Consider the following 24,626-nt stretch of genomic DNA (forward strand, 5'->3'; position numbering starts at 1 on the left):
CCGTCACGTCACATCATGTCGCCCACGCCCGCCCGGCCGGTCCCGCGGTGGGCTGCCCCGAAGGAGGACCCGCACGATGACCGCGACCACGGTGCCGAGCATGACGGTGCCGCGAGTGACGGTGCCCGGCCCGCCGCAGACAGGCGTCGCGCGCCCGGGCGAACAGCCGCTGAAGGCTCTCTTGACGACGCGGACGAGGTCACGGCTGCCCGCGGGGCCCGACGCCGTGGCCACGTGGCGGGACCTGACCGAACGGGTGCGGTCGGCCGGCCAGTATGCGGAGCGAGCGGAGGCGGAACGCATCACCCGCATCGTCCTGTCGGCCCTCGGCGGCCACGTGGTGGGCGACGAACGCGTCGAACTGGCCCGCGCCCTGCCCGAGGAGGCGGCAAGCGTGATCGCCGCCCAGATCCCCGTCGTCCGGCCCCTGACGGCCGCGCAGTTCGTCGACTCGGTGGCCGAACGCATCGCGGGAGCCACCCCCGCCACGGCCCGCTGGCACGCCGGCTCGGTCCTGAGCGCCCTGGCGGCCCTGCTGCCCGACGACCTCCTGACCCGCATCCTGGCCGAGCTTCCCCGCGGGTACGCGCTGCTGTTCGGCAGGGGGGAGTTGGGGGTGACGTCGCGTAAGGAGTCGATGTCGAGGCCTACTTGAGCGCGTCCCGCGCCAAGGCCTGCACGAACGTGCGCCAGGCTCCCGAACGAACCCGGACAAGCGGACCGTCAGCCCGCTTCGAGTCGCGTATGAGCGTGCTGTCGTGGGCGTACGCGCACTCCAGGCACTCGGTCCCGCTGCCGCCGCTGTAGGAGGACTTGAACCAGTGCGACTCTGACGGTGCCGTCATTGAGGCTCCCTGCTGATCCGGTCGACGAGCTCGGCTGAGGACTCCAAGTCGAGCGCCTGTGCGCTGAGGTACTCGAACGCCAACCTATAACGCTCCAGTTCCTGAGGCTTCTCCATGAAAAGGCCCCCGCCGAGGAGGTCGACGTACACGACGTCCAAGTCGGGGGCCTGCCCGCGCAGCACGGCGAAGCTGCCGACCGCCGCCGCGTGGGCGCCGCGTGCGAACGGCAGTACCTGGACGGTGACGTGAGGGCGTCGGGACATGGTGAGCAGGTGCTCCAACTGCTCGCGCATGACTTCATGGCCGCCGACCTGCCGTCGGAGCGCCGCCTCGTCGATCACGCACCAGAGGTGCGGCGGCTCCTCCCTCTCTAGTAGTTCCTGTCGCTTCATGCGGATATCGACCATGTGCTGCACCTCGCGCTCCCCGCACTGCACTTCCGAAGCCCGATGCACGGCCTCGGCGTATGCGCGAGTCTGGAGCAGGCCGGGGACGTACATGCAGGCGAAGTGGTCCTCGCGTACCACTTCGTCTTCGAGGGTGAGCATGAGGTTCATGGATTCCGGGATGGGGTCCGCGAGAGATCGCCACCAGCCCTGGATCTTGGCGCCTTTCGCGAGCTCGACGAGTGCAAGGCGCTCCTCATCGGTGGCCGCGTACTCCCGGCAGAGCGCGTCGACGGCCGGCCACTTGACCGCGCCTTCCTTCGTCTCATAGCGGCTGAGCGTGGCCTTGGAGATTCCGACGCGCGCTCCCGCCTCCTCGAGGGTCAGTCCCTTGCGTTCCCGGAGGCGGCGCAGGTCGGCGCCCAGCTGGCGCCTGCGAGTGGTGGGTCCAACTGTCATGCCAACGGCCCTTCATATCGGTCTGGTCGATCGTCGTCGGCTCACGGGGTGGGCGGCAAGGTGGTGTGCGCCGGGGCGCGCTTGGGGAGGCCGTGCTCCCACTCGCGCATTATGAGAGTTCCATTTTGAAAGTCTCACTGCCACTCTAAGTTGTCATGAGACCACAGAAAGTGCGGAGCGCTCGGCGTGCGGATGGCGGACTGGACCAGCGCATGGACCTCACCGGCTGTATGCCGAGAACGCCTTGGGATCTTTCGTTCCTGGCCGAGCCCGAGGAGGTGGCCGCCTTACGGCGCATCCTGTGGCTCCGCTTGGAGCTCTGGGGCCTGCAGGAGCTCAGCGAAGCCGCCCAGTTGTGCGTCAGCGAGCTGGTCGCCAACGTCGTCAAACATGTCGGTCCCGGCACGCCGACCACGCTCGCTGTCTCCATGCGCGGCGCTCACCTGCGCATTGAAGTGCGCGATCCCGATCTCCGGGCTCTGCCCACCCTGACCGAAGCAGGACCGGACGCCGAGTCGGGCCGGGGCCTGGCGCTTCTCGACGCCCTCGCCGACCGGTGGGGCGTCGAGCTCACCGCGGACCGCAAGTCGACATGGTGCGAACTGAGTACGGGCATCTCCGCAGTCCACAATCCGCTCGACCGGGCTCAAGTCCATTTCGAGGCGGAGCCCGGCGCGTACTGACTGTGGGTAGCGGCCCGGGCGTCAGCTGGCCGTGATCGCCGAATACGTCCACACGTCGGCCGGGAGTTCGTGCTTCAGCCGCCAGGTGATCGCCATCGGCTTGCTGCCGGTGTGGCTCTCGTAGGTCGCCGGGCCGAGGAGCATCCAAGGCTGCGACTTGCCTATGTCGGTGTTCTTGTAGCGCCGCATGAACAACAGGACGTGGCTGCCGTGCTGCTTGTGCTCCCGGTACCGCAGGCCCGTACGGGAGTCGGCCGCCGTGGCGTTCTGGGACTCCCAGTGGAAGAGATTCGGACTCAGCGCGTAGTCCTTGTAGCGGATAGTGGGCGAGAAGTCCTTCTCGTTCTTCTCCAGGGTGACGAGCAGGGCGTCCGTCTGGAGTTCCTCGACCCATTGCACGCCCTGCGCGAAGGAACGGGGCATCTGCCCGCCGAAGCGGGCGACCCCGAGAGCGGCGAGGATCTCCGAGCGGTTGTACGCGCTGTGGACCTTCAACGGGACCTGGCTCAGACGTCCGGAGAGCGAGAGAGGTACATGGTCCGCCTGCTCCATGACGTGCGACAGCACCTGCCTGAGCTCATCGCTGAAGGTCCGCTGGGATCGCAGTGACGCAAGGCCTTCCTGGAAGGTGGTGAACCCGCCCGCGTCGTCCCAGAGGTTGAAGAACAACATGCGGGCGTAAGACTGGTCACGCGGACCCAGATCGTCGTACGGCGGCGAGTCGTCCTGGAGGAGCCGGAGGTATGCGGTGGCGCGCTCGGGGTCGTCGACGTGGAGGAACGCGTGCACCCGCTTCAAGAGTGCTGCCTCGCCGGGCGGTTCGGCCTCATCGATGAGGCCGGCCCGGCGCAGCACGGTCGTCCAGGAGTTGCCGCTCTTGTACAGTTCCTTGATCTCCCGGCGGCTCTCGCGCAGGTAGTCCGCGAGATGCGGCGTGCCGTAATCCCTCACCTCTCTGACCAGCGTCTTCACGGTGGCGCCCAGTTGCGTCCGGATGTTGTCCAGGACGAGGTCCTTGGACTTGCCCTCCAGGATGATCTGGCAGCCGGACGGCAGTTGCGGGAAGTCGTGCTCGATGTGGTCCACGAGCCGGTTCCGCGACAGATTGGTCAGGGCCCGGAACTGCTCCTCGAAGCGGAACTCCGCCCGATGCTGACCGATGAAGTCGAGCACCGTGAGGACCGGCTTGGTTTCGGTGCGCCGCAGCCCCCGGCCCAACTGCTGGAGGAAGACGGTGGCGCTGTTGGTCGGGCGGAGGAGGAGCAGGGTGTCGACGTCGGGGATGTCCAGGCCCTCGTTGAACAGGTCGACGGAGAAGATCACCTGAAGCTTCCCATCGCGCAGATCGGACAGCGCCCCGGCACGCAGGTCAGCGGGGGAGTCACTGTCAAGCGCCATGGCCTGGAAACCGGCCGCGCGGAAGAAGTCCGCCATGAAGTGGGCGTGCGCCTTGGTCACACAGAAGCCGAGCGCCCGCATGGCGCCGGGATTGGAGACCTTGTCCCGGATCTGCTTGACCACGATCCGGGCGCGCGCGTGGTTGCCCGTGTAGAGGTTGCCGAGGTCCTGGTCGGCGTAGGAGCCCTTCTGCCAACCCAGGTTCGTCAGGTCCGTACCGTCCGGGATGCCGAAGTAGTGGAAGGGGCACAGCAGATCGTTTTCCAGGGCCTCCCACAGCCGCATCTCGGCGGCGATGCGGCCCTCGAAGAACTCGTCCTGGACGTTACGCCCGTCCATCCGCTCCGGTGTGGCGGTGAGCCCCAGCAACTCCTGCGGCTCGAAGTGGTCGATGACGCGCCTGTAGGTAGTGGCGGTGGCGTGGTGGAACTCGTCGATGACGATGACGTCGAAGTGGCCCCGGGCCAGTTGCTCAAGGCGCTGTACGTTCAGTGACTGGACGCTCGCGAAGACGTGATCCCATGCGCGCGGTTCCCTGCCGGCGTGGAGCAGCTCACCGAACGAGGCGTCGTCCAGCACTTCCTGGTAGGTGCGCAGCGACTGCCTGAGGATCTCCTTGCGGTGGGCGACGAACAGCAGCCTCGGCCGGCCGCCGTCCGTCTTACCGCACAGGCTGCGGTAGTCGAGAGCGGCCATCACGGTCTTCCCGGTACCGGTGGCCGCGACCAGCAGGTTCCGGTGCCGCCCGCGGATCTCGCGCTCGACGGTGAGCCGTTCCAGCATGTCCCGCTGGTGCGGGAAGGGCCGCACCTCCAGGCCGGAGAGGTTGATCTTCAGGTCGGTGTTCGGGCCGCTGCCGCTCGCCTGCGTCAGGGCCTCGTCGAGGCGTTCCCTGTGCAGGTCGGGGTCGTACGTCTCGAAGGCGGTGTCGTTCCAGTACGCGTCGAAGGTCGCCTCGAACTTGTCCAGGACCGCGGGCGTGGCGATCGAGGACAACCGGACGTTCCATTCCAGGCCGTCGAGCAGTGCCGCTCGGGACAGGTTCGAACTGCCCACGTAGGCGGTGTCGAAGCCCGTCTCGCGCCGGAACAGCCAGGCCTTGGCGTGCAGGCGGGTGGAGCGGATCTCGTAGTTGACCTTGACGGTGGCACCGAAGTCGCGGACCAGGCGGTCGAGCGCGTGGCGGTCGGTGGCGCCCATGTAGGTGGTCGTGATGACCCGGATCTTCACACCTCGCTCCCTGGCGGAGCGCAGGGCGTCTTCCAGGACGCGAATGCCGTACCACTTCACGAACGCGCAGAGCAGGTCGATCCGGTCCGCTGTGGCCAGCTCGGCCCGCAGCTCCGAGCCCAGACTCAGATCCTCCGGCGAGTTCGTGAGCAGCGACGTCTCGGAGAGGGGAGTGAGCGGGCGGACGGCGTAGGCCCCGGGCGCTTCCTGCTTTGCGAGGGCGAGCAGCTGCCGGGGACCCTCGGCGACCGTGCTGAGGGGATCAGCGTCGCCCTGGCCGGGGACTTCGCTCGCCAGCGACTTCAGGACCTGGTTGGCGAACGGGACCTGCTGGTGGGGCGGGAGCTGGTGGAGCCTGCGGGCGACCACGTCACTTATGTGGCGCGCCAGGACGTGGGGCGAGGACTCGGCGCTGACCTCAGCGTCGACGGCCTTCCACCCCACGGACTCGAGCCGCTCCAGCTCGTCCTGCACGCTGTGGGTGATCAGCTTCTCGTACACCCCGGCCACCGGCTGCGCCAGATCCCCCGCTTCCGCCACCATGTCCCCCTCGGCCACGCGTCAATGTGTCTCTGTTCTAACAGGAGCCACTGACAACCGGAGCCAAAGTGGGGGACGAGAACGAGCTCACCTCCAGACCCACCTTCGGCCCCACCCTTGGCACCGAAAAGAATTGCTCTGACGGACGTGGCCGGACTCTCAGGCGGTCGCCGCCGCTTCGGGCGTGCCGTGGCACTCCCCATAAGCCCGCCCCGACCCGCACCAGCACCCCGCCGCCCGCTGGGGCGGCCAGGTGACCGCTCGCCCCCGGGCGGCCAGCGTCGTCGCGTACTGCGGGAGCAGGGTCGCGTCCGACGGGGAGGAGCCCTCCGAGGCGGCGAAGGCCTCGTAGGAGGGGACCGTGCCCGTGACGATGCCCAGGTTGGGGGTGCCCGAGGAGGCGAGTTCGCGCAGGGACGTCTCTATCGTCGCCAGGTGGGCCTCGTAGGAGGGGTACTCCATGGCCAGGTCCGGGTAGTCCGTGACCAGTTCCGACAGCTCCCCGGCCGGCCAGTGGAGGACCGCGACCGGGAAGGGGCGGGAGAGGGCCTCGCGGTAGGCGCCCAGTTCGGCGCGGAGGCGGTTGATCTCCGCTTCCAGCTCCGCCGGGTTCTCCGAGCCCAGGGACCAGATCCGCTTCGGGTCGTGCAGCTCGTCCAGGGAGACCGGGAACGAGTGCAGGGTGTCGGCCACCCCGTCCCACTCGTCGTGCGACAGGCCCAGCATGCGCCGCACGCGGTGGCGGCCGAAGAGCAGCGAGCGCGTGGCGTACGGGGGCTCCGCGACGTCCGTCAGCAGCAGCTTCGTCCCCTCCGTGAACGTCTCGTGGGCCGCCTCCAGCTCGTCGTGCGACTCCAGCGCCTCCGCGACGATCACCCAGGGCGCCGGGTCCCGGGGAGCGGAGGTGCGGACGCCCTCGATGATCGCCCTGGCCTCCGCCTCATGGTCGTACTCCCACAGGTTCGACGCCTTCAGGGCGCGCACCAGGTGGGGGTTCTCCAGGCCGTCGGAGGACGACAGCAGGCGGTCGTAGAGCGTCGTCGCGGCGGGGCGGTCGCCGGACAGTTCCAGGTGGGCCGCGGCCTGGAGGAGCAGGGCTTCCGCGTCCTCGGGGTACAGGCCGGCGGTCCGCTCCAGGCGGGCCGCCTCGGCGGCGTGGTCGACGTTCTCGGCAGGCGTGTCGGGGCGCATGGGGGACACCGTACTGCCGTGCGGTGACAAAAGTGAGATATCTGCAGGCCAGGGTGGTCGTACGTGCTCTGGGGTCCGGGGCGCGCCCCGGTGGTCGGCGCCGTCGTGCGCCGCCACCCCTCCGCGCCCTCACGCGCCTACGCGCTCGGGGCCGTACACCCGCTGACCGGCGGACACGTCGGCCCTGTCCTGGTCCCCGACAGCCGCGCCAGGCAGACATGCATGCAGGAGCCTTCGCGTCGCCACCTCACCATGACCCCCTGCCCACCGGAGTGCACGTCCCGCTCCCGGCTCGTCGCCGGGGGACGTTCCCCGCAAGGGCGCGACTCCGAGACATCCCAACTGCGGTTCGCCGCAGGCCATCTTTGCGCGTGCTTGACCCTTCCCATACTTCCGGCATAACCGCTGTCCCTAGGGTCGGTCGGGTTGGCATCTGCACAGAGTGAAGCGACGTACGTACGGGGGATGGGCGGTATGTCGGACCTGAGGAAGGAAGCCGCGTCGATGCACAAGGCGGCTTCCGGGCTGCGGGCGGTGGGGCATCACACGGCGAAGCCGTTGCAGGAGTTCAAGGCGGCCGCGCACGACCTGGACGCGCTGGGCGCGCTGGGTTCGCTGATGCACGCCAAGAGCCAGGTGCGCGAGGGCATGGACACGCTCGTCAAGCTGACGAAGCAGCTGGACGAGGAGTGGCAGGGGGAGGCGAAGCTGATGGGCGAGGTGTCCGACGCGTTCGACCTGCTGGACCTGCTGCTGGCCGCGGCGCAGAAGAAGGGCTGAGCGGCTCGTGGTCGACCTCAATCCGCTGCACTACGTCAACAAGTTCAACCATATGTTCGGCGACACGGTCGCCAGCGGACTGGAGTTCCTCGGAATCTCCGATCCGGCCGTGGACCCGGACGGTGTGCGGGAGATCGCCAAGAAGTGGCGCCACCTGGCCGGCGGGCTGGACGGTGCGGCGGCCGCCGCGGAGAAGTCGCTGGCCGGTGTGGAGTGGGAGGGCAAGGCGGCCAAGGCGTTCGCCAAGCGCTCCAAGGCCGCCCGTAAGCAGGCCACGGACATGGCGCACGCCCTGCGCAAGGGCGCCAAGGCACTCGACGACTTCGCCGACAAGGCGCACGAGATGCTGTCCGAGATCGGCGTACTGCTGGCGGAGATCGCCGAGTTCGAGATCGCGGGCCTGGCTCTGGACGTCCTGACCCTGGGTGCCTCCTCGGTCGCCTCCAGCCTGATGGCCGGTGAACGGGCCTTGAAGGTGGTCGCGTTGATCGGACGGATCGAGGAGGAGGGCACCGCCCTGGGCGCGGTGGTCCGGGGTGTGCTGGAGGTCATCCGGAACGTGGAGCGGGCGCTGAAGGTGCTCAAGGAGGTCCGCGGGGTCAGGGCTGTGGGGAAGATGGCCGCGGAGGGTGCCAAGTTCTCCGCGTTCACCACCGCGCTGGAGGACCCGGGTGCCTTCAAGGACCCGGAGAAGCTGGCCGGCATCCTCACCGAGGGCGCGCTGATGGGCGTCGGGTTCGGGGTGCTGGGCAAGGCGCTGGGCAAGGGGCTGAAGGCGCTGGGGCCGGCGGCGCTGGCCAAGCTCGGCAAGTCCCTCGGCCTGGACTGCGCGGCCTTCGAACGGCTCAAGCTGCGGCCCGGGTTCGACAAACTGCCCGCCTCGATCCGCAACGCGTTCAAGAAGTTCGTCCGCGACCCGATCGACGTCGCGACCGGCGACATGGCGCTGACGCGGACGGACGTGACGCTTCCGGGGGTGCTGCCGCTGGTCCTGGAGCGGGTGCACGTGTCGTCGTACCGCTTCGGTGGCTGGTTCGGGCCGTCCTGGGCCTCCACGCTGGATCAGCGTGTCCAGGCCGACGAGGAGGGTTTCGTCTACGCCGCCGCGGACGGCGCCCGCCTGTGCTTCCCGGTCCCGGACACCGAGAGCGGTGAACCCGTCCGCCCGGAGACCGCCGGCTCCCGCCTGCTGCTGTCCTGGGACGACGAGACGGACGGCGCGCTGCGGATCACGGACCCCGACACCGGCCTGATCCACGTCTTCCACTCCCCGGTCGCGGCGGACGGTGACACGGCCGTCGACCTGCCCCTGCAGCACATCCAGGACCGCAACGGCAACCGCATCACCATCGAGTACGACCGCGGCGACATCCCCGCGCGGGTCGTCCACTCCGGCGGATACCGCATCGCCCTGGACCACGACGCGTCCGCCTCACGCATCACCGGCCTGCGCCTGCTCGACCCGGACACGCCCGAAGGGCCGGGCATCACCCTGCTCACCTTCGGCTACGACGAGACCGGCCGCCTGACGGAGGAGACCAACTCCTCGGGCCTCCCCCTGCGCTACACCTACGACACCGACGGCCGCATCACCTCCTGGTCCGACCGCAACGACACGACGTACTGGTACGCCTACGACGACCGCGGCCGGGTCACCGCCACCGGCGGCACGGGAGGCGCCCTCGCCTCCACGCTCACGTATGAGGACGCGACTCGTACGACACGGGTGACGGACTCGCTCGGGCATACGCGGGTCTACGAGCACAACGAGGCACTGCGGTTGGTTCGGGAAACCGACCCCCTTGGGCACACACGCCATCTGGAATGGGACGCTGACCACCAGCTGACCAAGATTACTGACCCTCTTGGCTTCACCACGCGGTTCTCCTACGACAAGAACGGCCGAGTGGCGTCGATCGTGCGACCTGACGGCCACGCGGCACATGCCCAGTACAACGGGCTCGGTCTTCCGACCGCCGTGATCGGCCCCGATGGCGGGACGTGGTTTCAGGAGTACGACGAGCGCGGAAATTGCACCGCGGCATCGGATCCCCTCGGCATGACCACGGTTTTTTCGTATGACACGGCAGGATGTTTGACCGCTGAGACCGACGCTCTGGGCAACACCACCCGTCTACGGTGCAACCAGGCAGGGTTGCCCATAGAGGTCACTGACCCACTCGGCTCAGTGACTCACTATGAGCGTGACTCTTTCGGCCGCATCGTCAGGATCGCCGATGCGCTCGGCGCCGAGACCTGCCTTGAGTGGACTGTGGAAGGTCGGCTGAGTCGCCGAATCGTTGCGGACGGGACCACCGAGTCGTGGGCCTACGACGCGGAGGGCAACTTGACCTCTCATAGCGACCCCGCAGGAGCTGTATCGAGAATCGGCTATACCTATTTCGACTTGCCTGCCACGCGGACCGGCGCCGACGGAGTCAGCTACTCCTTCGTCTACGACACTGAGCTGCGTCTGATTGCGGTCACGAGCCCGCAGGGCCTGATCTGGCGGTATGTGTACGACCCAGCAGGGCGACTTGTCGCCGAGACTGACTTTGATGAACGAACTATCACCTACGCTTATGACGGGGCGGGACGGCTTACATCACACACCACTGCCTTGGGGCAGATCATCACCTACGAACGTGACGCCCTCGGCCAGGTCACAAGTAAGGACGCCGCAGGAGTCGTCACTAGCTATGCCTACGACCTCGCCGGACAACTCGTCCACGCAGCCAGCCCGGACGCGATACTGGGCCTGGAGCGCAATGCACTCGGCCACGTGGTCTCAGAGAGCGTCAATGGCCGTACAACCACTTACACTTACGACGCCCTAGGGCGCCGCTCGCTCCGTACTACGCCCAGCGGAGCGATCAGTAAATGGAGCTACGACGAGGTGGGCCGGTGCGCCACACTGGCAGCCGGCCGACGGGTCATCCGCTTCGACCATGACGCTGTGGGACGCCAATTGGCGCGCCAGATAGGAGAAAAGCTCACACTGACCAACTGCTTCGATGTCCTCGGTCGTGTGACCACGCAAGCAGTCGTTGACATCGATGGGCGCAGCATCCAGCGTCGTGAATATCGTTACCGGCCGGACGGCATCCTGATGCATGTCGATGACCAGCTCAATGGAAGCCGCCACTTCGACCTGGATCTCGTGGGTCGCGTCACCCAGGTGCGAGCTGCCAGCTGGACCGAACGCTACGCGTACGATGATGTGGGCAACCAGACCGAGGCTGTGTGGCCTGAGGTACACCCAAACCGCGAAGCGATCGGCGTTCGCACGTATTCCGGCAGTCGAGTCAAGCGTGCCGGTAGTATCCGCTACGAATACGATGGTCTTGGGCGCACAGTTGTTCGTCAGAAGGTTCGACTTTCCCGTAAGCCCGACACCTGGCGTTTCAGTTGGGATGCCGAAGACCGTTTGACTTCCGTCACCACACCGGATGGCACCCGTTGGCGGTATCTCTATGATCCTCTTGGTCGTCGTATTGCGAAGCAACGACTCAGAGGAGACGGAGAGAGCGCGGTCGAAGAAGTGCGCTTTGTCTGGGATGGGAACACGCTCTGCGAACAGACCTCTACTCTCGAAGAGTCTCCGAATTTGGTCACGCTTACATGGGAGTACGAAGGTCTGCGCCCCATCGCCCAGACTGAGCGGATCACGTTTGTTGAACAGTCTCAGCATGAGATCGACTCGCGCTTTTTCGCGATCATTACTGACCTAGTCGGTGCTCCCACTGAACTACTCGATGAGACTGGTGACATCGCCTGGCGCTCACGTAGCACTATCTGGGGTACGACTTCCTGGGCGTCAGACAGTACCGCGTACACGCCCATCAGATTCCCAGGGCAATACTTCGATCCCGAAACGGGTCTGCACTACAACTACTTCCGGCACTATGATCCTGAAGCTGCCCGGTACCTCACCCCCGACCCGCTTGGACTGGCACCATCTCCGAACCCGGTCGCCTATGTACACAACCCGCTCACCTGGGCGGACCCACTAGGCCTGAAATGCGTTGATCTGCCTGAAGGGCATACTTCACAGCCTGCGTTCATTAACGACCCGTACAATCCAGATGTAGTTAATCGGCGCATTCTGGACATGCGTAAGCTGTATGGGGTCAAGGAGCCCGTGCCGGGCGGAATGATCGGTGCCAACGGCACCCAACTCACCAGCAAAACGCTGTGGAATCACGGTCCATATCGCATCGACGTCGAGAACCCTAACCCCGGCCAGCGGGCCGGTCAGCTACATTTCCAAGATCAGAGCAACCTCGGCGCCAAGTACCAATACAATTTCGAAACTGGCAAATTCGACGGCCTTCCGCGTTCCGTCGAAAAAGAAGTTAGCAAAAACCCTGGGTTCCAGGCTGGAATCCGAAAAGGGCTTCGATTTCTGGGAGAGTAGCTGCGATGAGGATGAATGTCAAAATGTCTCGTCTTCTCGGGTCGTGTCAAATCCGTGCCCACGAGGCAGACGTTCCTGAGCCTTTCCGCGCCGTAGTGCGCGAAGGGTGGACGATGGATTGCGGTGCGAATCTCCTTGCGGCTTTGAAGGCTGGTTATGTAGGCGGCGGTTGCGGGGAATTCTCCGACGCTGTCCACTACGAGGCAACGGTCAACGGTCGCGGCATGATTGACTACGACCTGCCGAAATCAGGGGCCGAGCGCACTGAAGTGCTTCTGCGTCGTTCCCTCGGGTACGCCTGCATGGCGCTGGTGGCGGCACCCGGAAATCAGCAATGGCCAGTCCTGGCATACATCTCATTGTCCGAGGGTGGCCTGGAGGATGATTTTCTGACTTCAAATGTCACTTTCTGTTCTGATCGCCCGGACCTGCCGCGTTATGTGGACGACGTAGAGTCCTACACGCAGGAAGCGCTCCTCGAGCTCTCTGCGGCGGACGCCACCATGATGCTCACGCAGTGAAAGCCCGCAGGCCCCGACTCATTCGTGGGACCTAGAACGCTACGTGGCGACCATGAAGAACCGTGACCTGATCCAGGCGGCCCTGTCCGCTGCCGGGGAGTTTCGTGCCGACTGGCTGGGCGCGTCGGGCGGTTGAAGAGCCACACCTCGGGGCGGTGGCTGCGGGCTTCCCCCCACTGAACAGGTCATGGAATGCCCCCAGCGAGATCCCCGCTGATAGCTACACGGGGCGGCAGTTGACGTTGATGCGCGAGCTCTCGGACGGTGCCGTCGGTGGAGCGACTTTCGCTCGACGGTGGCTTGCGGGACGTCGCCATGCGATGGGTGCGGGAGAGCGCCCGAGTGATGCAATCACCGCTGCCCTGGACGAGGTCTTCTATGGGTTGGAGGACTACGCCCTCGACCCCACCCTTCAGGATGAGGAGGACCTGACCGACGAGGAACTGCGCCGGCATGTGACGGATGCTGTGCAGCGAATTCGCGATCTCAGGTGAGACCGGACCCTGATGGAATGGTGCGCGCGTGTACCGAAGTCTGTCGCCCGACGAGGTCGACCTAACCATTTATCCAAGAGGTGTACGGGCATGGCCGTACGTAGTGGCGGAGAGCTTCAAATTATGGTCTCAGATTATCAATTCTTGGGGCGTGTCATTTCTGTGATCGGCGAGTTTCACCTGGTGAACCACGAGTTGCTTGGTTCGCTCTACGGGCGTGTTCCGGACCTCTCCGATGTCAGGATTCGGTCGATGAATCTGAGTCGGGCCGGACCAACGTTGACTTTGAGGATCGACCTGCCGTACTTTCCGCGTTCGGCGCCGCGGAAATGGATTGATGCCGGGGCGGACACGGTTCAGTGTCAGTTCCAGTTCCTGGCAGTGGAGAACATTTCTTTGACGTGCTGGGCTCCGCCGACCCGAGGGACACTTGTGGTGCAGCCCTTGGGGCGCGAGCGTCGTATGCGGGTTTCTGTCAGCGGTCATGGGATCGCGTTGACATTCGAGAGCAGTGAGTTCGTGCAGGTCGGCCATGTGAGCGCCTTCAAGGTGGAAGCTGATGGCTCGGATGGTGGGCGGCATTTCTTCGTGAGCAGGGTCGATGCACGAAAGTACGAATCACTTCCCGGCACTGACGAAAAAACCTTCTATGAACGCTGACTGGTCGCAGCTTCTCGCATCGCCGGAGCATCTGGGAGAGTTGTATGACGGCCGTCTGCCATCGCCTCAGACGTGTGATCTCTTCTACGTGCACATCGATGAGCGCGAGAAATCGGTGACTCTGGGATTCGATACCCGTGAGTTCCCTGTCAATCCGCCTGAACAATGGGTGTTGAAGCGGTTCAATGCCTTTGAATTCTACCTTGTATTTACTGGCGTGGAGGATCTTTGGGTTACAGGGTGGGGAGCCTCTGTGGCGAAACTGGCAACTGTCGGTCATTTGGGCGCTCAGGTATTTGAGGTGATCCTGGGGTCAAGGGAATCAGGGATAGGCTTTCGCGGTTCGGCTGCTCGCATGGCTAAGACGCGGGCGTATCTTGCCTCCGGCAGTCCGTAAGCCGTTCCAAAAAGGATCCCGTATGTCTCAGCTCATCGATCGTGGCAAGTCGCTCGAACAGTTGGAGGGCCGATGCTGGCCGGACCCCCCGGAGGAGACGACCTCGTTGGTCAGGAGCGTTCACGCGCTCCGTCGACGACCGATCGGTGCGCTGCAGTCGCATGAACTCGCCAGGTTGATCGGTCAAAGTGTCGGTTTGCCGTGGCTGCTCCCCTTGGCGGTGGAGATCCTGCGGGACACCGCGCCCGACCGGGCCGCAGGAGGGTTCTACGATGACGATCTGCTGTACGCGGTGGTAACCGTCAGTCCGGAAGTGTGGAAGGAAATGCCTGCCCTCGCCTCTGATCTGAAAGCCACCGTGACAGAGCTCACTGATTTGTCGAGTTACGTAAAACCTGACGTCGATCAGTTCCTGGCCTCTCTCCCCGAGGGAGTCTGACCGAGCTGTACCTCACTTTTCCCCAGCCGCCAGCGCCGGCCTCGCCAGCTGCCCCGTCCCCTGCTGGGGAACCTTCGGGCGGGCGCGGACGTCCCCCTAGAGGTGGGGTCGGACTGGGCCCGGCAGGCGAGTCCGGGTCCTGCTTGGGCACGGTTGAGGCGGGGAGGGGTGCGTGATCCGGAGTCGGGCCGGCGGGCGTTGCGGCGGCGTGCTTCTGCTTCTGGTGCTTCAGCTTGTGCTGCTCGATGCCGGCAGTCTTTCCGCGACCGTGGCCCTTGCCGCTACCGCGGCCGCCGGGTCCGCTCTCCTCGTCTGCGCGTTGTTCGCCGCGCGGCTCGCGCCCGCTGTGCCGCCGACCCGGGTGCGTACTGCGATTCGCGACCGTGCCCGCCGTACGGCCTTTTTGCCGCAGCGGGATCCCGATGCCGCCGGTCGGCCCCGGCCTCGTGCTCCCGGGCGCGCCCTCCTGGCGACCCTCGCACAGGGCTTGTAGGCGAGCACGCGTGTAGCGCGCGTCGCGTCAGGAGCGCCCCACGGCTTCCTGGGTGTGGGTCGTCATGCCGTTTTTCGCAGGTGCGCACGAAGACACGTGCGCGCTCCCGGCACGACGAGACCCCGGAGGGCTCACCCATGTCCGTTTTCGCCAAGCTGGTCGAGCAGCTCGCCGATCTGCTCCAGCCGCTGTTCCACGCCTCCGCGGCCGCCGCCGCGATCGTCCTGTTCACCGCGCTCGTACGGCTGCTCGTGCACCCGCTGTCCCGGGCCGCCGCGCGGGGTCAGAAGGCGCGGGCCGCGCTCCAGCCGCGGGTCGCCGAGTTGCGGAAGAAGTATCGGAAGGACCCGGAGAAGCTTCAGAAGGCGGTGCTGGAGCTGCATGCCGAGGAGAGGGTGTCGCCGTTGTCCGGCGTCCTGCCGGGGCTCCTGCAACTGCCTGCCTTCTTCGTTCTCTACCAGCTGTTCTCCAACACGACGATCGGCGGTGACGCGAACACGCTGCTCGGGCATCGGCTGTTCGCGGCGCCCCTCGGTGGGCGGTGGGCCGACGTCTTGGCGCAGGGCGGGGTGGTCGGGGCTGCCGGGCTCGTCTACGTCGGGCTGTTCGTGGTCGTCGCCGTCGTGGCGACGTTCAACTTCGTTCGTGCCAGGCGGGCGACCGCGGTGAACGGCCCCGCGGCGGTCGCCGGTGGAGAGCAGGTCCCCGGGCTCGCGGTGGTCGGGAAGGTCGTGCCGTTCATGTCCTTCTTCACCCTTGTCACCGTGGCCGTCGTGCCGCTGGCCGCCGCGCTGTACGTCGTCACCAGTACGGCGTGGAGCGCCGTTGAGCGGGCCGTGCTCTATCGGTGAGTTGACGGGGGCTGGGTGGCCCGCGTTCACCGTCCGTGGTCCAGTACGTGAACCGGGTCTTGCGGACTGGACTTCGAGCTTGGACGATCGACCAGTCCTCCGGTCGTCGCGTCCGCCGCACCCGGGTCGTCTTCGTCGGCGGACGGCCCGCGATCGAGGGAGATGGTGGAACATGAAGCTGCTGCGAGTCGGTACGGCCGGGGCGGAGCGGCCCGCGCTGCTGGACGCCGAGGGGACCTTGCGGGACCTGTCCGGCATCGTCGCGGACGTCGACGGCGGCCTGCTCGCGGACGACGCGGTGCTCGAGCGTATCCGTGCCGCCGCCGAGGCCGGGGAGCTCCCCGCGCTGGACGCGGCGGGGGTGCGGATCGGGGCGCCGCTGGCGCGGATCGGCAAGATCGTGTGCATCGGGCTGAACTACCACGACCACGCCCGCGAGACCGGCGCCGAGCCGCCGGCCGAGCCGGTGATCTTCTTCAAGGCGCCGGACACCGTGGTGGGGCCGTACGACACCGTGCTCGTGCCCCGCGGGTCCACCAAGACGGACTGGGAGGTCGAGCTCGCGGTCGTCATCGGGCGTACCGCCCGCTACCTGGAGACGGACGAGGAGGCGCTGGCGCACGTCGCCGGGTACGCCGTCGCGCACGACGTCTCCGAACGGGAGTTCCAGATCGAGCGGGGCGGGACCTGGGACAAGGGGAAGAACTGCGAGACGTTCAACCCGCTGGGGCCCTGGCTGGTGACGGCGGACGAGGTGCCCGATCCGCAGGCGCTCTCGCTGCGGCTGTGGGTGAACGGCGAGCTGAAGCAGGACGGCAGCACCGCCGAGCAGATCTTCCCCGTCGCCGAAGTCGTGCGGTACGTCAGTCAGTTCATGACGCTCTACCCCGGGGACGTCATCAACACCGGGACGCCGGCGGGGGTGGCGATGGGGAGGCCTGAGCCGAAGCCGTATCTGCGGGGTGGGGATGTCGTCGAGTTGGAGGTGTCGGGGCTCGGGCGGCAGAGGCAGGAGTTGAAGGACGCCTGAGGGGGAGTTTTGGGACGCCTGAGGGGGTGGGGGCTGCGGTGCGGGCGCGGCTGTGGGTGCGTCGTGGCCGGTCGCGCAGTTCCCCGCGCCCCCTTGCGCAGTTCCCCGCGCCCCTTCAGGTCGGTCCGGTCACGCCAGTAGAGACGCCAGCCTGCGCCACTCCTGCCTCGGCAGGGCGTCCCGGTCGCTGCTTCCCGTCACGACCTGAAGGGCTACGTGGTCCGCGCCCGCCGCGTGGAACTCCTCGACGCGGGCGCGGATGCGGGTGTCGTCGCCCCAGGCGAACACCGCGTCGACGAGGCGGTCGCTGCCGCCGTCCAGCAGGTCGTCCTCGGTGAATCCCAGGCGCAGGAAGTTGTCGGTGTAGTTGGGGAGCGCCAGGTACATCACGAGATAGGCGCGGGCCACCTCCCGGGCGCGGGCCGGGTCGGACTCCAGGACGACCTTGAACTCCGGGGCCAGGAGCGGGGCTTCGCCCAGGATCTCGCGGGCCCGGGCGGTGTGCTCCGGCGTGACCAGGTATGGGATCGCGCCCGCCGCCCGGTCCCGGGACAGCTCCAGCATCCTGGGGCCGAGGGCGGCCAGCACACGGCGCTCGGTGGGCACGCCGGCCCGGTCCAGCTCGTCGAGGTAGCCGACCATCGCCGAGTACGGGCGGCGGTACTGCTCCGCGAGCTTGGCGTGGCTCACCCCGAGGCCTAGCACGAACCGGCCGGGGTGGGCCGCCTCCAGCTCGGCGAAGTCGGCCGCGCTCGTCTCGGCGTCGTGCTGCCAGATGCTCTGGATGCTGGTGCCTACGGCGAGCCGCGAGGTCGCCGCAAGCAGCGGGGCGGCATTGCCGGGGGCGCTGCTGCCGCCGAGCCAGGCGATTCCGTAGCCGAGGGACTCCAACTCGGCGGCGGCCTCCTCGATCTCGCCGCGCCGGGCCGGGTCCTCGGAGCGGAGGCCGACGCTCCAGACTCCGTACCGTCCGACCGTCTCCTTCAGTGAAGCTGCCGTGTCGCTCATCGGTTGTCCATCCCTCCGGGCGGGGTGCCGTGATCATTCCGCGTACAGCCACCCCAACCCGGGGGAACGCGCCGGTAATCCCCCGACGGGCCTACCGGTCCAGGAACCGCTCCAGCGCCTCCACCACGAACCGGTGGTCCTGGAGCTGCGGCAGCCCGGACACCGTGACCGCGCCGATCACGCCCACGCCCTCGACGGTGATCGGGAAGGAGCCGCCGTGCGCCGCGTAGACGTCGGGGTCGAGCCGCGAGGAGTCCTCGAACGTCGTGCCCTTGGCCCGGAAACGGGCTCCCACCAGGTACGACGCGGAGCCGTAGCGCTCCACCACCCGGCGCTTGCGGGCGATCCAGGCGTCGTTGTCGGGGGTGGAGCCGGGGAGGGCCGCGTGGAAGAGCTGCTGGCCGGCGCGGTGGATGTCCACGGCGACCGGGGCCTGCCGCTCCCGGGCCAGTTCCACCAGCAGGGAGCCCAGCGCCCAGGCGTCGTCGCAGGTGAACTGGCGGAACACCAGGCGGCGCTCCTGCGCCTCCAGTTCCTCGACGCTCGGCGTGGTCTCAGGGGCGGACTTCGGAGTGGGCTTCGCGGTGGGCTTCGGGGTGCCGGTCACAGCGTCACCTCCACGCGGTCGCGGGCCGAACGGCGGGCGGCCTCCAGGACGTCGAGAGCGGCGGCCGCCTCGAGCGCGGTCACCGGGTTGGGGGCGCCGTCGCGGAGGGCGGCGGCCACGGCGGCGTAGTACGCGGGGTAGTCGCCGGGCAGGGTCGGTACGGGGCGGCCGCCGCCGGTCACCGGGGACTCCCCGGCGCCGAGCCGGCCCCAGAGCTCCTCGGACTCCGTGCCCCAGTCGGGCGCCGTGCCGGGGCGCCGGCCCTCGCGCAGGGCCGGCTCCTGCGGGTCGAGGCCGTACTTCACATAGCCCGCCCGCGAGCCAAGGACCCGGAAGCGCGGGCCGAGCTGGGCGGTGGTGGCGGAGACGTAGAGGTGGGAGCGGACACCGCTCGCGTGCGTGAGGGCGATGAAGGTGTCGTCGTCGGCCTCGGCGCCCGGGCGGCGCACGTCCGACTCCGCGTACACGGCGGTCGCGGGGCCGAACAGGAGGAGGGCCTGGTCGACGACGTGACTCCCGAGGTCGTAGAGCAGACCGCCGATCTCCGCGGGGTCGCCGGACTCGCGCCAGCCCCCCTTCGGCAGCGGCCGCCACCGCTCGAACCGGGACTCGAAGCGCCATACGTCGCCCAGCTCGCCCTCGGCGATCAGCGCGCGCAGGGTCAGGAAGTCGTTGTCCCAGCGGCGGTTCTGGAAGACGGAGAGCAGCAGTCCCCGCTCCTCCGCCAGGGAGGCGAGGTCGCGGGCCTCGGCCGCCGTGCCGGCGATCGGCTTGTCCACGACCACGGGCAGACCGGCCTTGAGGGCGGCCGTGGCCAGCGGGACGTGCGTCTTGTTCGGGGAGGCCACGACGATCAGGTCGAGCTCGTCGGCGCGGGCGAACAGCTCGTCGGGGGCGGCGGCGACGCGGACGTCCGGGAACTCCGCACGGGCCTGTGCCTGCCGCTCGGGGTTCGAGGTGACGACCGTGTCGAGGGTCAGGCCCTCGGTCGCGGCGATCAGCGGGGCGTGGAAGACGGAGCCCGCGAGGCCGTAGCCGACGAGGCCCACGCGGAGGGGAGTACCAGTCATGGCTCTACTTTCGCAACGCTGTTGCCAAAGTGCAAGCGCGGGCGACAATGGGGGTGTGAGCAGCGAGAAGGGTGGCGCGGTGGCGGGCTGGAGCGGCACGGTGGCGGCGATGAGGGGAGCGACCGCGGGGGTGAATCTGCTCGCGTTGCGCAGCCACAACACCGCGCTGGTGCTCGATCTGCTGCGGGCCGCCGGGCCGGACGGGATCAGCCGGCTGGAGCTGGCCGAGCGGACGGGGCTGACCCCGCAGGCGGTCAGCAAGATCACCGCCCGGCTGCGGGAGGAGGGGCTCGCGGCGGAGGCGGGACGGCGCGCCTCCACCGGGGGCAAGCCGCGCACGGTGCTGCGGCTGGTGCCGGAGGCGGGGCACGCGGTGGGCGTGCACGTCGACCGGGACGAGGTGCGTGCGGTGCTGGTCGATCTGAACGGCGCGGTGATCGGGGAGCGGCGCCGCCCGCTGGATCTGGAGGCGGGGACGGGGGCGGAAGCCGTGGTGGAGGCCGTGGCGCGGGAGGTCGAGGGCCTGGTGGCCCGGGTGGTGGGGGAAGGAGGGTGGCTGCGGGGCGCCGAGGGGGCGCCGCCCGGGGTTCCGGTGGCCGGAGTGACGGCGGCTGGGCAGATGACGGCCGGGCAGGTGACGGCCGGGCAGGTGACGGCCGGACAGGTGGTTGCCGGGCCGGCCGGGCAGGCGGCGGCCGAAGGGCCCGCGCCGGGGAGGCCGGTGACCGGGCAGACGGCGGCCGGGCAGACGGCGGCCGGACAGGTGGTTGCCGGGCCGACCGGGCCGGTGGCGGCCGAAGGACCCACGCCCGGGACGCCGCTGACCGGGCAGGCGACGGCCGACGGGCCGGGGGGCCAGGCGCTGGCGGGAGGGGCCGGGGCGCAGGCGCCGGAGGCGGTCGGCGCGGCGCCGCTCGCCCGGGTCGGGACCCTGCTCGGCGTCGGGGTGGCGCTGCCCGGTCCGCTCGACCATGTGCGGGGGGTGCTGCACCGGGTGACCGGGTTCCCGGAGTGGGACGGCTTTCCGTTGGGGGAGGCGCTCGCCCGGCGGCTCGGGGTGCCGGTCGTCGTCGACAAGGACACCAACGCGGCGGCGCTGGGACTGGCCGTCGCGGGGGAGGGCGGGGCGTTCGCTTACCTCCACCTCGGCACGGGACTCGGCGCCGGGCTGGTGATCGGCGGGAGCGTGCACCGGGGGGCGCGGACCGGGGCGGGGGAGTTCGGCCACCAGGTCATCCAGCTGGACGGGCCGCCGTGCGGCTGCGGCGACCGCGGCTGCGTCGAGGCGCTGTGCCTGGCGGCCGTGGAGCGCGGGGAGACGGCGGAGGCGGCGCGCGTGCTCGGCGCCGGTGCGGCCAATCTCGTGGGGCTGCTCGACATCGACCTGGTGCTGCTCGGCGGCCGTACGGTCGCCGCCGCCCCGGAGGCCTTCGTGGCCGGCGTGGGCGCGGTGCTCGCCGCGCGGGCCCGGCGCGAGGGGGTGCCCGGCGGGGCCGTCCCCGTGCGGATCGCCCCCGGCGGCACGCGGGGGGTCGCGGAGGGCGCGGCCCAGCTCCTGCTCGCACCGCTGTTCGGCCGGGGCGACGGCTGACGAAGGGTGGCCGGAGGCGGTGTGGGATCAGAGGCTGTCCGGGCCGGGGCGGTCCAGCACCGGACGATCCCTGACCCCGACCGCCGCCGGACCGCCCAAGCACCGGACGTCCCCTGATCGCGACCGCCGCCGGACCGCCCCGGCACCGGACGTTCCCGGAGCCCGCACCGCCACGGACGGCCCCGGGTCCAGTGCAGCCGGTCGGGTAGATCCGTACGGCCGTTCGTGGTCTGTGTCCGGAGTGGCTCCACCGCAGGCCCGGTTCCTCCGGGATGGTCATGTGTTCATGCGACTGTGCACATTATTGTCCCCCTGCCTTGCCGCAGCCGCCGTCCTCCTGTCCGGGCCGGCCCACGCCGACGCGCGTCCCACCTGCGCCGGGCCGGACGACCGCAGCTTCCCGATCACGACCCGCATCCACGGTGGTCCCGGCACCTTCGAGGCCGGCGGTGGGTACGGCACCTTCCTGCTCGACCTCACCAACACCACCGACCGCACCTGTGCCGCCATCCACCCCGTGCTGGTGCTGGTCGACTCCCGGCACGCGCTCAAGGTCGGCCAGCCCCGGCTGGAGTTCTACGACGCCGGCCGCCCGCACCCCGTGCGCTTCTCGGCCACCGACCAGGACGAACTCGTCGGCCCCTTCGACGCGGGGCTCCCGGGCTTCACCGTCGAGCCGCGCCGGACCGTCACCGTGAAGGTCCGGCTGGCGCTCACCTCCGACGCCGTGGCCAACGACGTCACCGCCAAGGCCGCCGTCGTGCAGCGGCACGAGGACGACGGGGACTGGGTGGGGCAGTCCAACGACTACCGCTTCCGCGTGCACGGCGCCCCGGCCAAGGACGCGGCCAGTGACCCGCCGGCCAAGGATCCCGGCTCCACCGCGCGTCCCGACGCGAGTACGGCCTCCCACGCGACCGGGGCCTCCGACCCCGCGACCCGCCCCCGTCCCACGGCCGACTCCAGCACCGGCACCGGCACCGGCAACGGCACGGGCACAGGCAACGGCACAGGCAACGGCACAGGCACCGGCAACGGCACCGGCAACGGCACCGGCACCCCGCCGTCCCCGGCCCCCACCGCCTCGGACAGCGGGCTGCCGTTCGCCGACGAGCTGGCCGGCACCGGCCTCGACACCCCGCTCGGCGTGATCACGGCGACGGCGCTGCTGCTCGCGGCCGGCGGAACGGTGGTGCTGACCTGGAGGCGCCGCTGATCCGGAGGCCGGGACCACCGACCCGGAGACACCGGGACCGCCGGTCCTGAGGTGCGTGGGGAGCGGAATGCGGGGCACCGGAGACGGACCGTTCCGGCACGATTCGGCCACTGGCTAGGCTGGGGCCACGCTGGCCCCGCGTACGGCAGGAGATCCCGCACATGGCAGACCGCAAGCCCATCGAGTCGTGGCTCACCGACATGGACGGCGTCCTGATCCACGAGGGTGTGCCGATCCCCGGCGCCGACGCCTTTCTGAAGAAGCTGCGTGAGTCCGGCAGGCCGTTCCTCGTCCTCACCAACAACTCCATCTACACCCAGCGCGACCTGCACGCCCGGCTGCGGCGGATGGGCCTGGAGGTGCCGATGGAGAACATCTGGACCTCGGCCCTGGCCACGGCCCAGTTCCTGGACGACCAGCGGCCGGGCGGCAGCGCGTACGTCATAGGCGAGGCGGGCCTGACCACCGCGCTACACGAGATCGGGTACGTCCTGACCGACCACGAGCCCGACTTCGTGATCCTCGGCGAGACCCGGACGTACTCCTTCGAGGCCATGACGAAGGCCGTACGCCTGATCAACGACGGGGCCCGGTTCATCGCCACCAACCCCGACAACGTCGGTCCCTCGGCCGAGGGCGCGCTGCCCGCCACCGGCTCGGTCGCGGCCCTGATCACGGCGGCCACCGGCAAGAAGCCGTACTTCGTCGGCAAGCCCAACCCGCTGATGATGCGGGCCGGGCTGAACGCGATCGGCGCGCACTCGGAGACCTCCGCCATGATCGGCGACCGGATGGACACCGACGTGCTCGCGGGTCTGGAGGCCGGGATGCGGACCTTCCTGGTGCTGACCGGCGTCACGCGGCCGGAGGAGGTCGACCGCTACCCGTACCGGCCCTCCATGGTCGTCGACTCCATCGCGGACCTCGTCGAGCGGGTCTGACCGGCCGCTCAAACCTGTGTTAACCCGTATGGAGCAGCGCGGCCGTCGCTGCGGATGCGGGGCCCGGCCCCCGGGAGTCTGCTGGATCCCGGAGGTCTCACGATGGGTTCACTCAACCTCACTCTCTGTACGGGGGTTCTGGTGGCCGCCGCGTCGTCCCCGGCGGCCGCAGCCTCGCCGGCCGGCGCCTCGGTGGGCGTGCCCGCGTCCCGGGACGGCGCCTCCGGGCGTCTCGGGCCCGCCGGTCCCGGTGCGGCACAAGCGGTGACCGGGCTGGTCCTCGCCGGTGCCGCCGGCGCCTTCCTGCCCCGGGCTCCCGGTTCGTCCCGGAGCGGGGAAAGCCGTCCGGCGGACCGTGGCCGGGGGGCGGAGGAAGGAGGCGATCACGGTGTCCGGCGGTGAGCGCTCCCTCGCCACCGGCCGGCTCCTGGCGGGCCTGGCCTGGGTGGTGCTGCTGCTCGGACTGTGGCTGTGGGGACGCGATCTGACCGACGCGCGCCCGCAGTCGACAGGACCGGCCATCGGGGACATGGCCGCGGTCGGCCGCCCCCCGCAGGACGACCTCCTGCCGCCGGCCGCCGCGCCGCTCAAGGGCGCCCTGCCGCAGGCGCTCGACATCCCCGACCTCGGCGTGCGGGCGCCCGTGGTGGCCCGCGGCCTGGACGGACGGGGTTCCGTCGAGCCGCCCCCGGCCGACCGGCCCGGCCTCGTGGGCTGGTACGGCGCCGGTGTGCGGCCGGGGGCGCCCGGGACCGCGCTCCTGGTGGGGCGCGCCGGCACCGGGACCCGGCCCGCCGTGTTCGCCAGGCTGCGCGCGCTGCGCCCCGGCGAGACGGTCCGCGTGCTCCGGGACGACGGACGGGCCGCCGCCTTCACCGTCGAGGACGTCAAGGTGCTCACCCGCGACCCCGGCCCCGCCTCCGGCCCCGTCCTCAAGCCCGACCCCGCCCCCGAGCCCGACCCCGGCCTGAACACCGCCCCTGACCCCAACCCGAACCCCGACCCCGGCCTGAGCCCCGCCCCCAACCTGAACCCTGCCCCCAAGTCCGGCCCTGACCTGAACGCCGCCCCCAAGTCCGGCCCCGCCTCCGCCCCCGATCCCCGGCCCGCGCACCCCCGACAGGCCCCCACCCCCACCCCCCACCGGTCGGACCGCGCCGAGCTGCGGCTGATCACCTGCGAAGGTGCCTCCGGCCGCGCGGGCGGCGGCTGTGCCGCGGACGTGGTGGTGTCGGCGTACCTCACCGGGACCGTTCGCTGAGATCACCTGGCCCGGTCGGCGACCCGCTCCCCCGGAGCCGCCGGCCGGGCCGGTCCTCGACCGCCTCCGGCTGCGGGAGTGACCAGGCGACCGGCCCGGGAGCAACCCGGTGACCGGC

Annotated in this window: 23 protein-coding genes; 16 read left to right on the top strand and 7 right to left on the bottom strand. The window is 69.2% G+C overall.

Features of this window, described 5'->3' with window-relative positions; all coding sequences use genetic code 11:
- Positions 1 to 76 precede the first annotated feature (76 nt).
- Positions 77 to 655 (top strand): DUF2267 domain-containing protein, encoded by a 579-nt coding sequence (locus ACIQ9G_RS00640; protein ID WP_403604180.1) that lies wholly within the window; start codon positions 77 to 79, stop codon positions 653 to 655.
- Here the strand turns inward: ACIQ9G_RS00640 and ACIQ9G_RS00645 are convergent.
- Positions 648 to 845, bottom strand: a complete 198-nt coding sequence (locus tag ACIQ9G_RS00645; protein ID WP_403604183.1) for a DUF397 domain-containing protein — start codon at positions 843 to 845, stop codon at positions 648 to 650. The two genes, ACIQ9G_RS00640 and ACIQ9G_RS00645, sit on opposite strands and share 8 nt — an antisense overlap.
- Positions 842 to 1,690: a helix-turn-helix domain-containing protein gene (locus ACIQ9G_RS00650; protein WP_403604186.1), complete on the bottom strand. Its 849-nt coding sequence runs from the start codon at positions 1,688 to 1,690 to the stop codon at positions 842 to 844. Before ACIQ9G_RS00650 ends, ACIQ9G_RS00645 begins: the two co-directional genes overlap by 4 nt.
- A gap of 212 nt (positions 1,691 to 1,902) precedes the next feature.
- Between ACIQ9G_RS00650 and ACIQ9G_RS00655 the strand changes: the two genes are divergently transcribed.
- Positions 1,903 to 2,373, top strand: a complete 471-nt coding sequence (locus tag ACIQ9G_RS00655; RefSeq protein WP_403604189.1) for an ATP-binding protein — start codon at positions 1,903 to 1,905, stop codon at positions 2,371 to 2,373.
- Positions 2,374 to 2,394: 21 nt separating this feature from the next.
- On the opposite strand, the gene ACIQ9G_RS00660 is transcribed toward ACIQ9G_RS00655, so the two are convergent.
- Both ACIQ9G_RS00660 and ACIQ9G_RS00665 read right to left on the bottom strand, forming a co-directional pair.
- Positions 2,395 to 5,544: a DUF3427 domain-containing protein gene (locus tag ACIQ9G_RS00660; protein ID WP_403606680.1), complete on the bottom strand. Its 3,150-nt coding sequence runs from the start codon at positions 5,542 to 5,544 to the stop codon at positions 2,395 to 2,397.
- A 156-nt stretch (positions 5,545 to 5,700) separates the two neighbouring features.
- A complete protein-coding gene (locus ACIQ9G_RS00665; protein ID WP_403604192.1) occupies positions 5,701 to 6,732 on the bottom strand; it encodes an SEC-C domain-containing protein in 1,032 nt (343 codons plus the stop codon).
- A 474-nt stretch (positions 6,733 to 7,206) separates the two neighbouring features.
- Here ACIQ9G_RS00665 and ACIQ9G_RS00670 point away from each other — a divergent pair, with 474 nt between their 5' ends.
- The 10 genes from ACIQ9G_RS00670 to ACIQ9G_RS00715 all read left to right on the top strand — a co-directional run bounded on the left by ACIQ9G_RS00670 (position 7,207) and on the right by ACIQ9G_RS00715 (position 16,814).
- Complete coding sequence (locus ACIQ9G_RS00670) at positions 7,207 to 7,512, top strand: hypothetical protein (RefSeq protein WP_403604195.1); 306 nt, start codon at positions 7,207 to 7,209, stop codon at positions 7,510 to 7,512.
- Positions 7,513 to 7,519: 7 nt separating this feature from the next.
- Complete coding sequence (locus tag ACIQ9G_RS00675) at positions 7,520 to 11,929, top strand: RHS repeat-associated core domain-containing protein (protein WP_403604199.1); 4,410 nt, start codon at positions 7,520 to 7,522, stop codon at positions 11,927 to 11,929.
- A 224-nt stretch (positions 11,930 to 12,153) separates the two neighbouring features.
- On the top strand, positions 12,154 to 12,450 hold the full coding sequence (locus ACIQ9G_RS00680) for a hypothetical protein (RefSeq protein WP_403604202.1): 297 nt from the start codon (positions 12,154 to 12,156) through the stop codon (positions 12,448 to 12,450).
- A 245-nt stretch (positions 12,451 to 12,695) separates the two neighbouring features.
- Positions 12,696 to 12,944: a colicin immunity domain-containing protein gene (locus ACIQ9G_RS00685; protein WP_403604204.1), complete on the top strand. Its 249-nt coding sequence runs from the start codon at positions 12,696 to 12,698 to the stop codon at positions 12,942 to 12,944.
- A 90-nt stretch (positions 12,945 to 13,034) separates the two neighbouring features.
- Entirely contained in the window at positions 13,035 to 13,604 is a 570-nt protein-coding gene (locus tag ACIQ9G_RS00690) for an Imm50 family immunity protein (protein ID WP_403604207.1), read from the top strand.
- Positions 13,594 to 14,001 carry an Imm50 family immunity protein gene (locus tag ACIQ9G_RS00695; protein WP_403604210.1) on the top strand — a complete coding sequence of 136 codons (408 nt, stop codon included), beginning with the start codon at positions 13,594 to 13,596 and terminating at the stop codon, positions 13,999 to 14,001. Before ACIQ9G_RS00690 ends, ACIQ9G_RS00695 begins: the two co-directional genes overlap by 11 nt.
- 22 nt (positions 14,002 to 14,023) lie before the next feature.
- Positions 14,024 to 14,440, top strand: coding sequence for a contact-dependent growth inhibition system immunity protein (locus ACIQ9G_RS00700; RefSeq protein ID WP_403604213.1), 417 nt, complete (start codon positions 14,024 to 14,026; stop codon positions 14,438 to 14,440).
- Between the two features lie 172 nt (positions 14,441 to 14,612).
- Positions 14,613 to 14,933 carry a DUF6412 domain-containing protein gene (locus tag ACIQ9G_RS00705; RefSeq protein WP_403604216.1) on the top strand — a complete coding sequence of 107 codons (321 nt, stop codon included), beginning with the start codon at positions 14,613 to 14,615 and terminating at the stop codon, positions 14,931 to 14,933.
- Between the two features lie 137 nt (positions 14,934 to 15,070).
- Positions 15,071 to 15,784: a YidC/Oxa1 family membrane protein insertase gene (locus tag ACIQ9G_RS00710; protein WP_403604220.1), complete on the top strand. Its 714-nt coding sequence runs from the start codon at positions 15,071 to 15,073 to the stop codon at positions 15,782 to 15,784.
- Between the two features lie 172 nt (positions 15,785 to 15,956).
- Positions 15,957 to 16,814, top strand: a complete 858-nt coding sequence (locus ACIQ9G_RS00715; RefSeq protein WP_403604223.1) for a fumarylacetoacetate hydrolase family protein — start codon at positions 15,957 to 15,959, stop codon at positions 16,812 to 16,814.
- A 129-nt stretch (positions 16,815 to 16,943) separates the two neighbouring features.
- Here the strand turns inward: ACIQ9G_RS00715 and ACIQ9G_RS00720 are convergent, their stop codons facing one another.
- From ACIQ9G_RS00720 to ACIQ9G_RS00730, 3 genes are all read right to left on the bottom strand, one after another.
- Positions 16,944 to 17,822, bottom strand: coding sequence for an LLM class F420-dependent oxidoreductase (locus ACIQ9G_RS00720; RefSeq protein WP_403604226.1), 879 nt, complete (start codon positions 17,820 to 17,822; stop codon positions 16,944 to 16,946).
- Positions 17,823 to 17,913: 91 nt separating this feature from the next.
- On the bottom strand, positions 17,914 to 18,429 hold the full coding sequence (locus tag ACIQ9G_RS00725; protein WP_403604229.1) for a heme-degrading domain-containing protein: 516 nt from the start codon (positions 18,427 to 18,429) through the stop codon (positions 17,914 to 17,916).
- Positions 18,426 to 19,499 (bottom strand): Gfo/Idh/MocA family oxidoreductase, encoded by a 1,074-nt coding sequence (locus tag ACIQ9G_RS00730; RefSeq protein WP_403604232.1) that lies wholly within the window; start codon positions 19,497 to 19,499, stop codon positions 18,426 to 18,428. The genes ACIQ9G_RS00725 and ACIQ9G_RS00730 overlap by 4 nt, the downstream gene beginning before the upstream one ends.
- A gap of 109 nt (positions 19,500 to 19,608) precedes the next feature.
- On the opposite strand from ACIQ9G_RS00730, the gene ACIQ9G_RS00735 reads away from it, so the two are divergent.
- From ACIQ9G_RS00735 to ACIQ9G_RS00750, 4 genes are all read left to right on the top strand, one after another.
- Positions 19,609 to 21,090 (top strand): ROK family protein, encoded by a 1,482-nt coding sequence (locus tag ACIQ9G_RS00735; protein WP_403606683.1) that lies wholly within the window; start codon positions 19,609 to 19,611, stop codon positions 21,088 to 21,090.
- Between the two features lie 286 nt (positions 21,091 to 21,376).
- Entirely contained in the window at positions 21,377 to 22,306 is a 930-nt protein-coding gene (locus ACIQ9G_RS00740) for a hypothetical protein (protein ID WP_403606685.1), read from the top strand.
- 161 nt (positions 22,307 to 22,467) lie between these two features.
- Positions 22,468 to 23,247 carry an HAD-IIA family hydrolase gene (locus ACIQ9G_RS00745; RefSeq protein WP_403604235.1) on the top strand — a complete coding sequence of 260 codons (780 nt, stop codon included), beginning with the start codon at positions 22,468 to 22,470 and terminating at the stop codon, positions 23,245 to 23,247.
- 388 nt (positions 23,248 to 23,635) lie between these two features.
- On the top strand, positions 23,636 to 24,508 hold the full coding sequence (locus tag ACIQ9G_RS00750) for a sortase domain-bontaining protein (protein WP_403604238.1): 873 nt from the start codon (positions 23,636 to 23,638) through the stop codon (positions 24,506 to 24,508).
- Positions 24,509 to 24,626: the final 118 nt, after the last annotated feature.

The organism is Streptomyces sp. NPDC096152, from assembly GCF_044763235.1.
GTDB lineage: Bacteria > Actinomycetota > Actinomycetes > Streptomycetales > Streptomycetaceae > Streptomyces.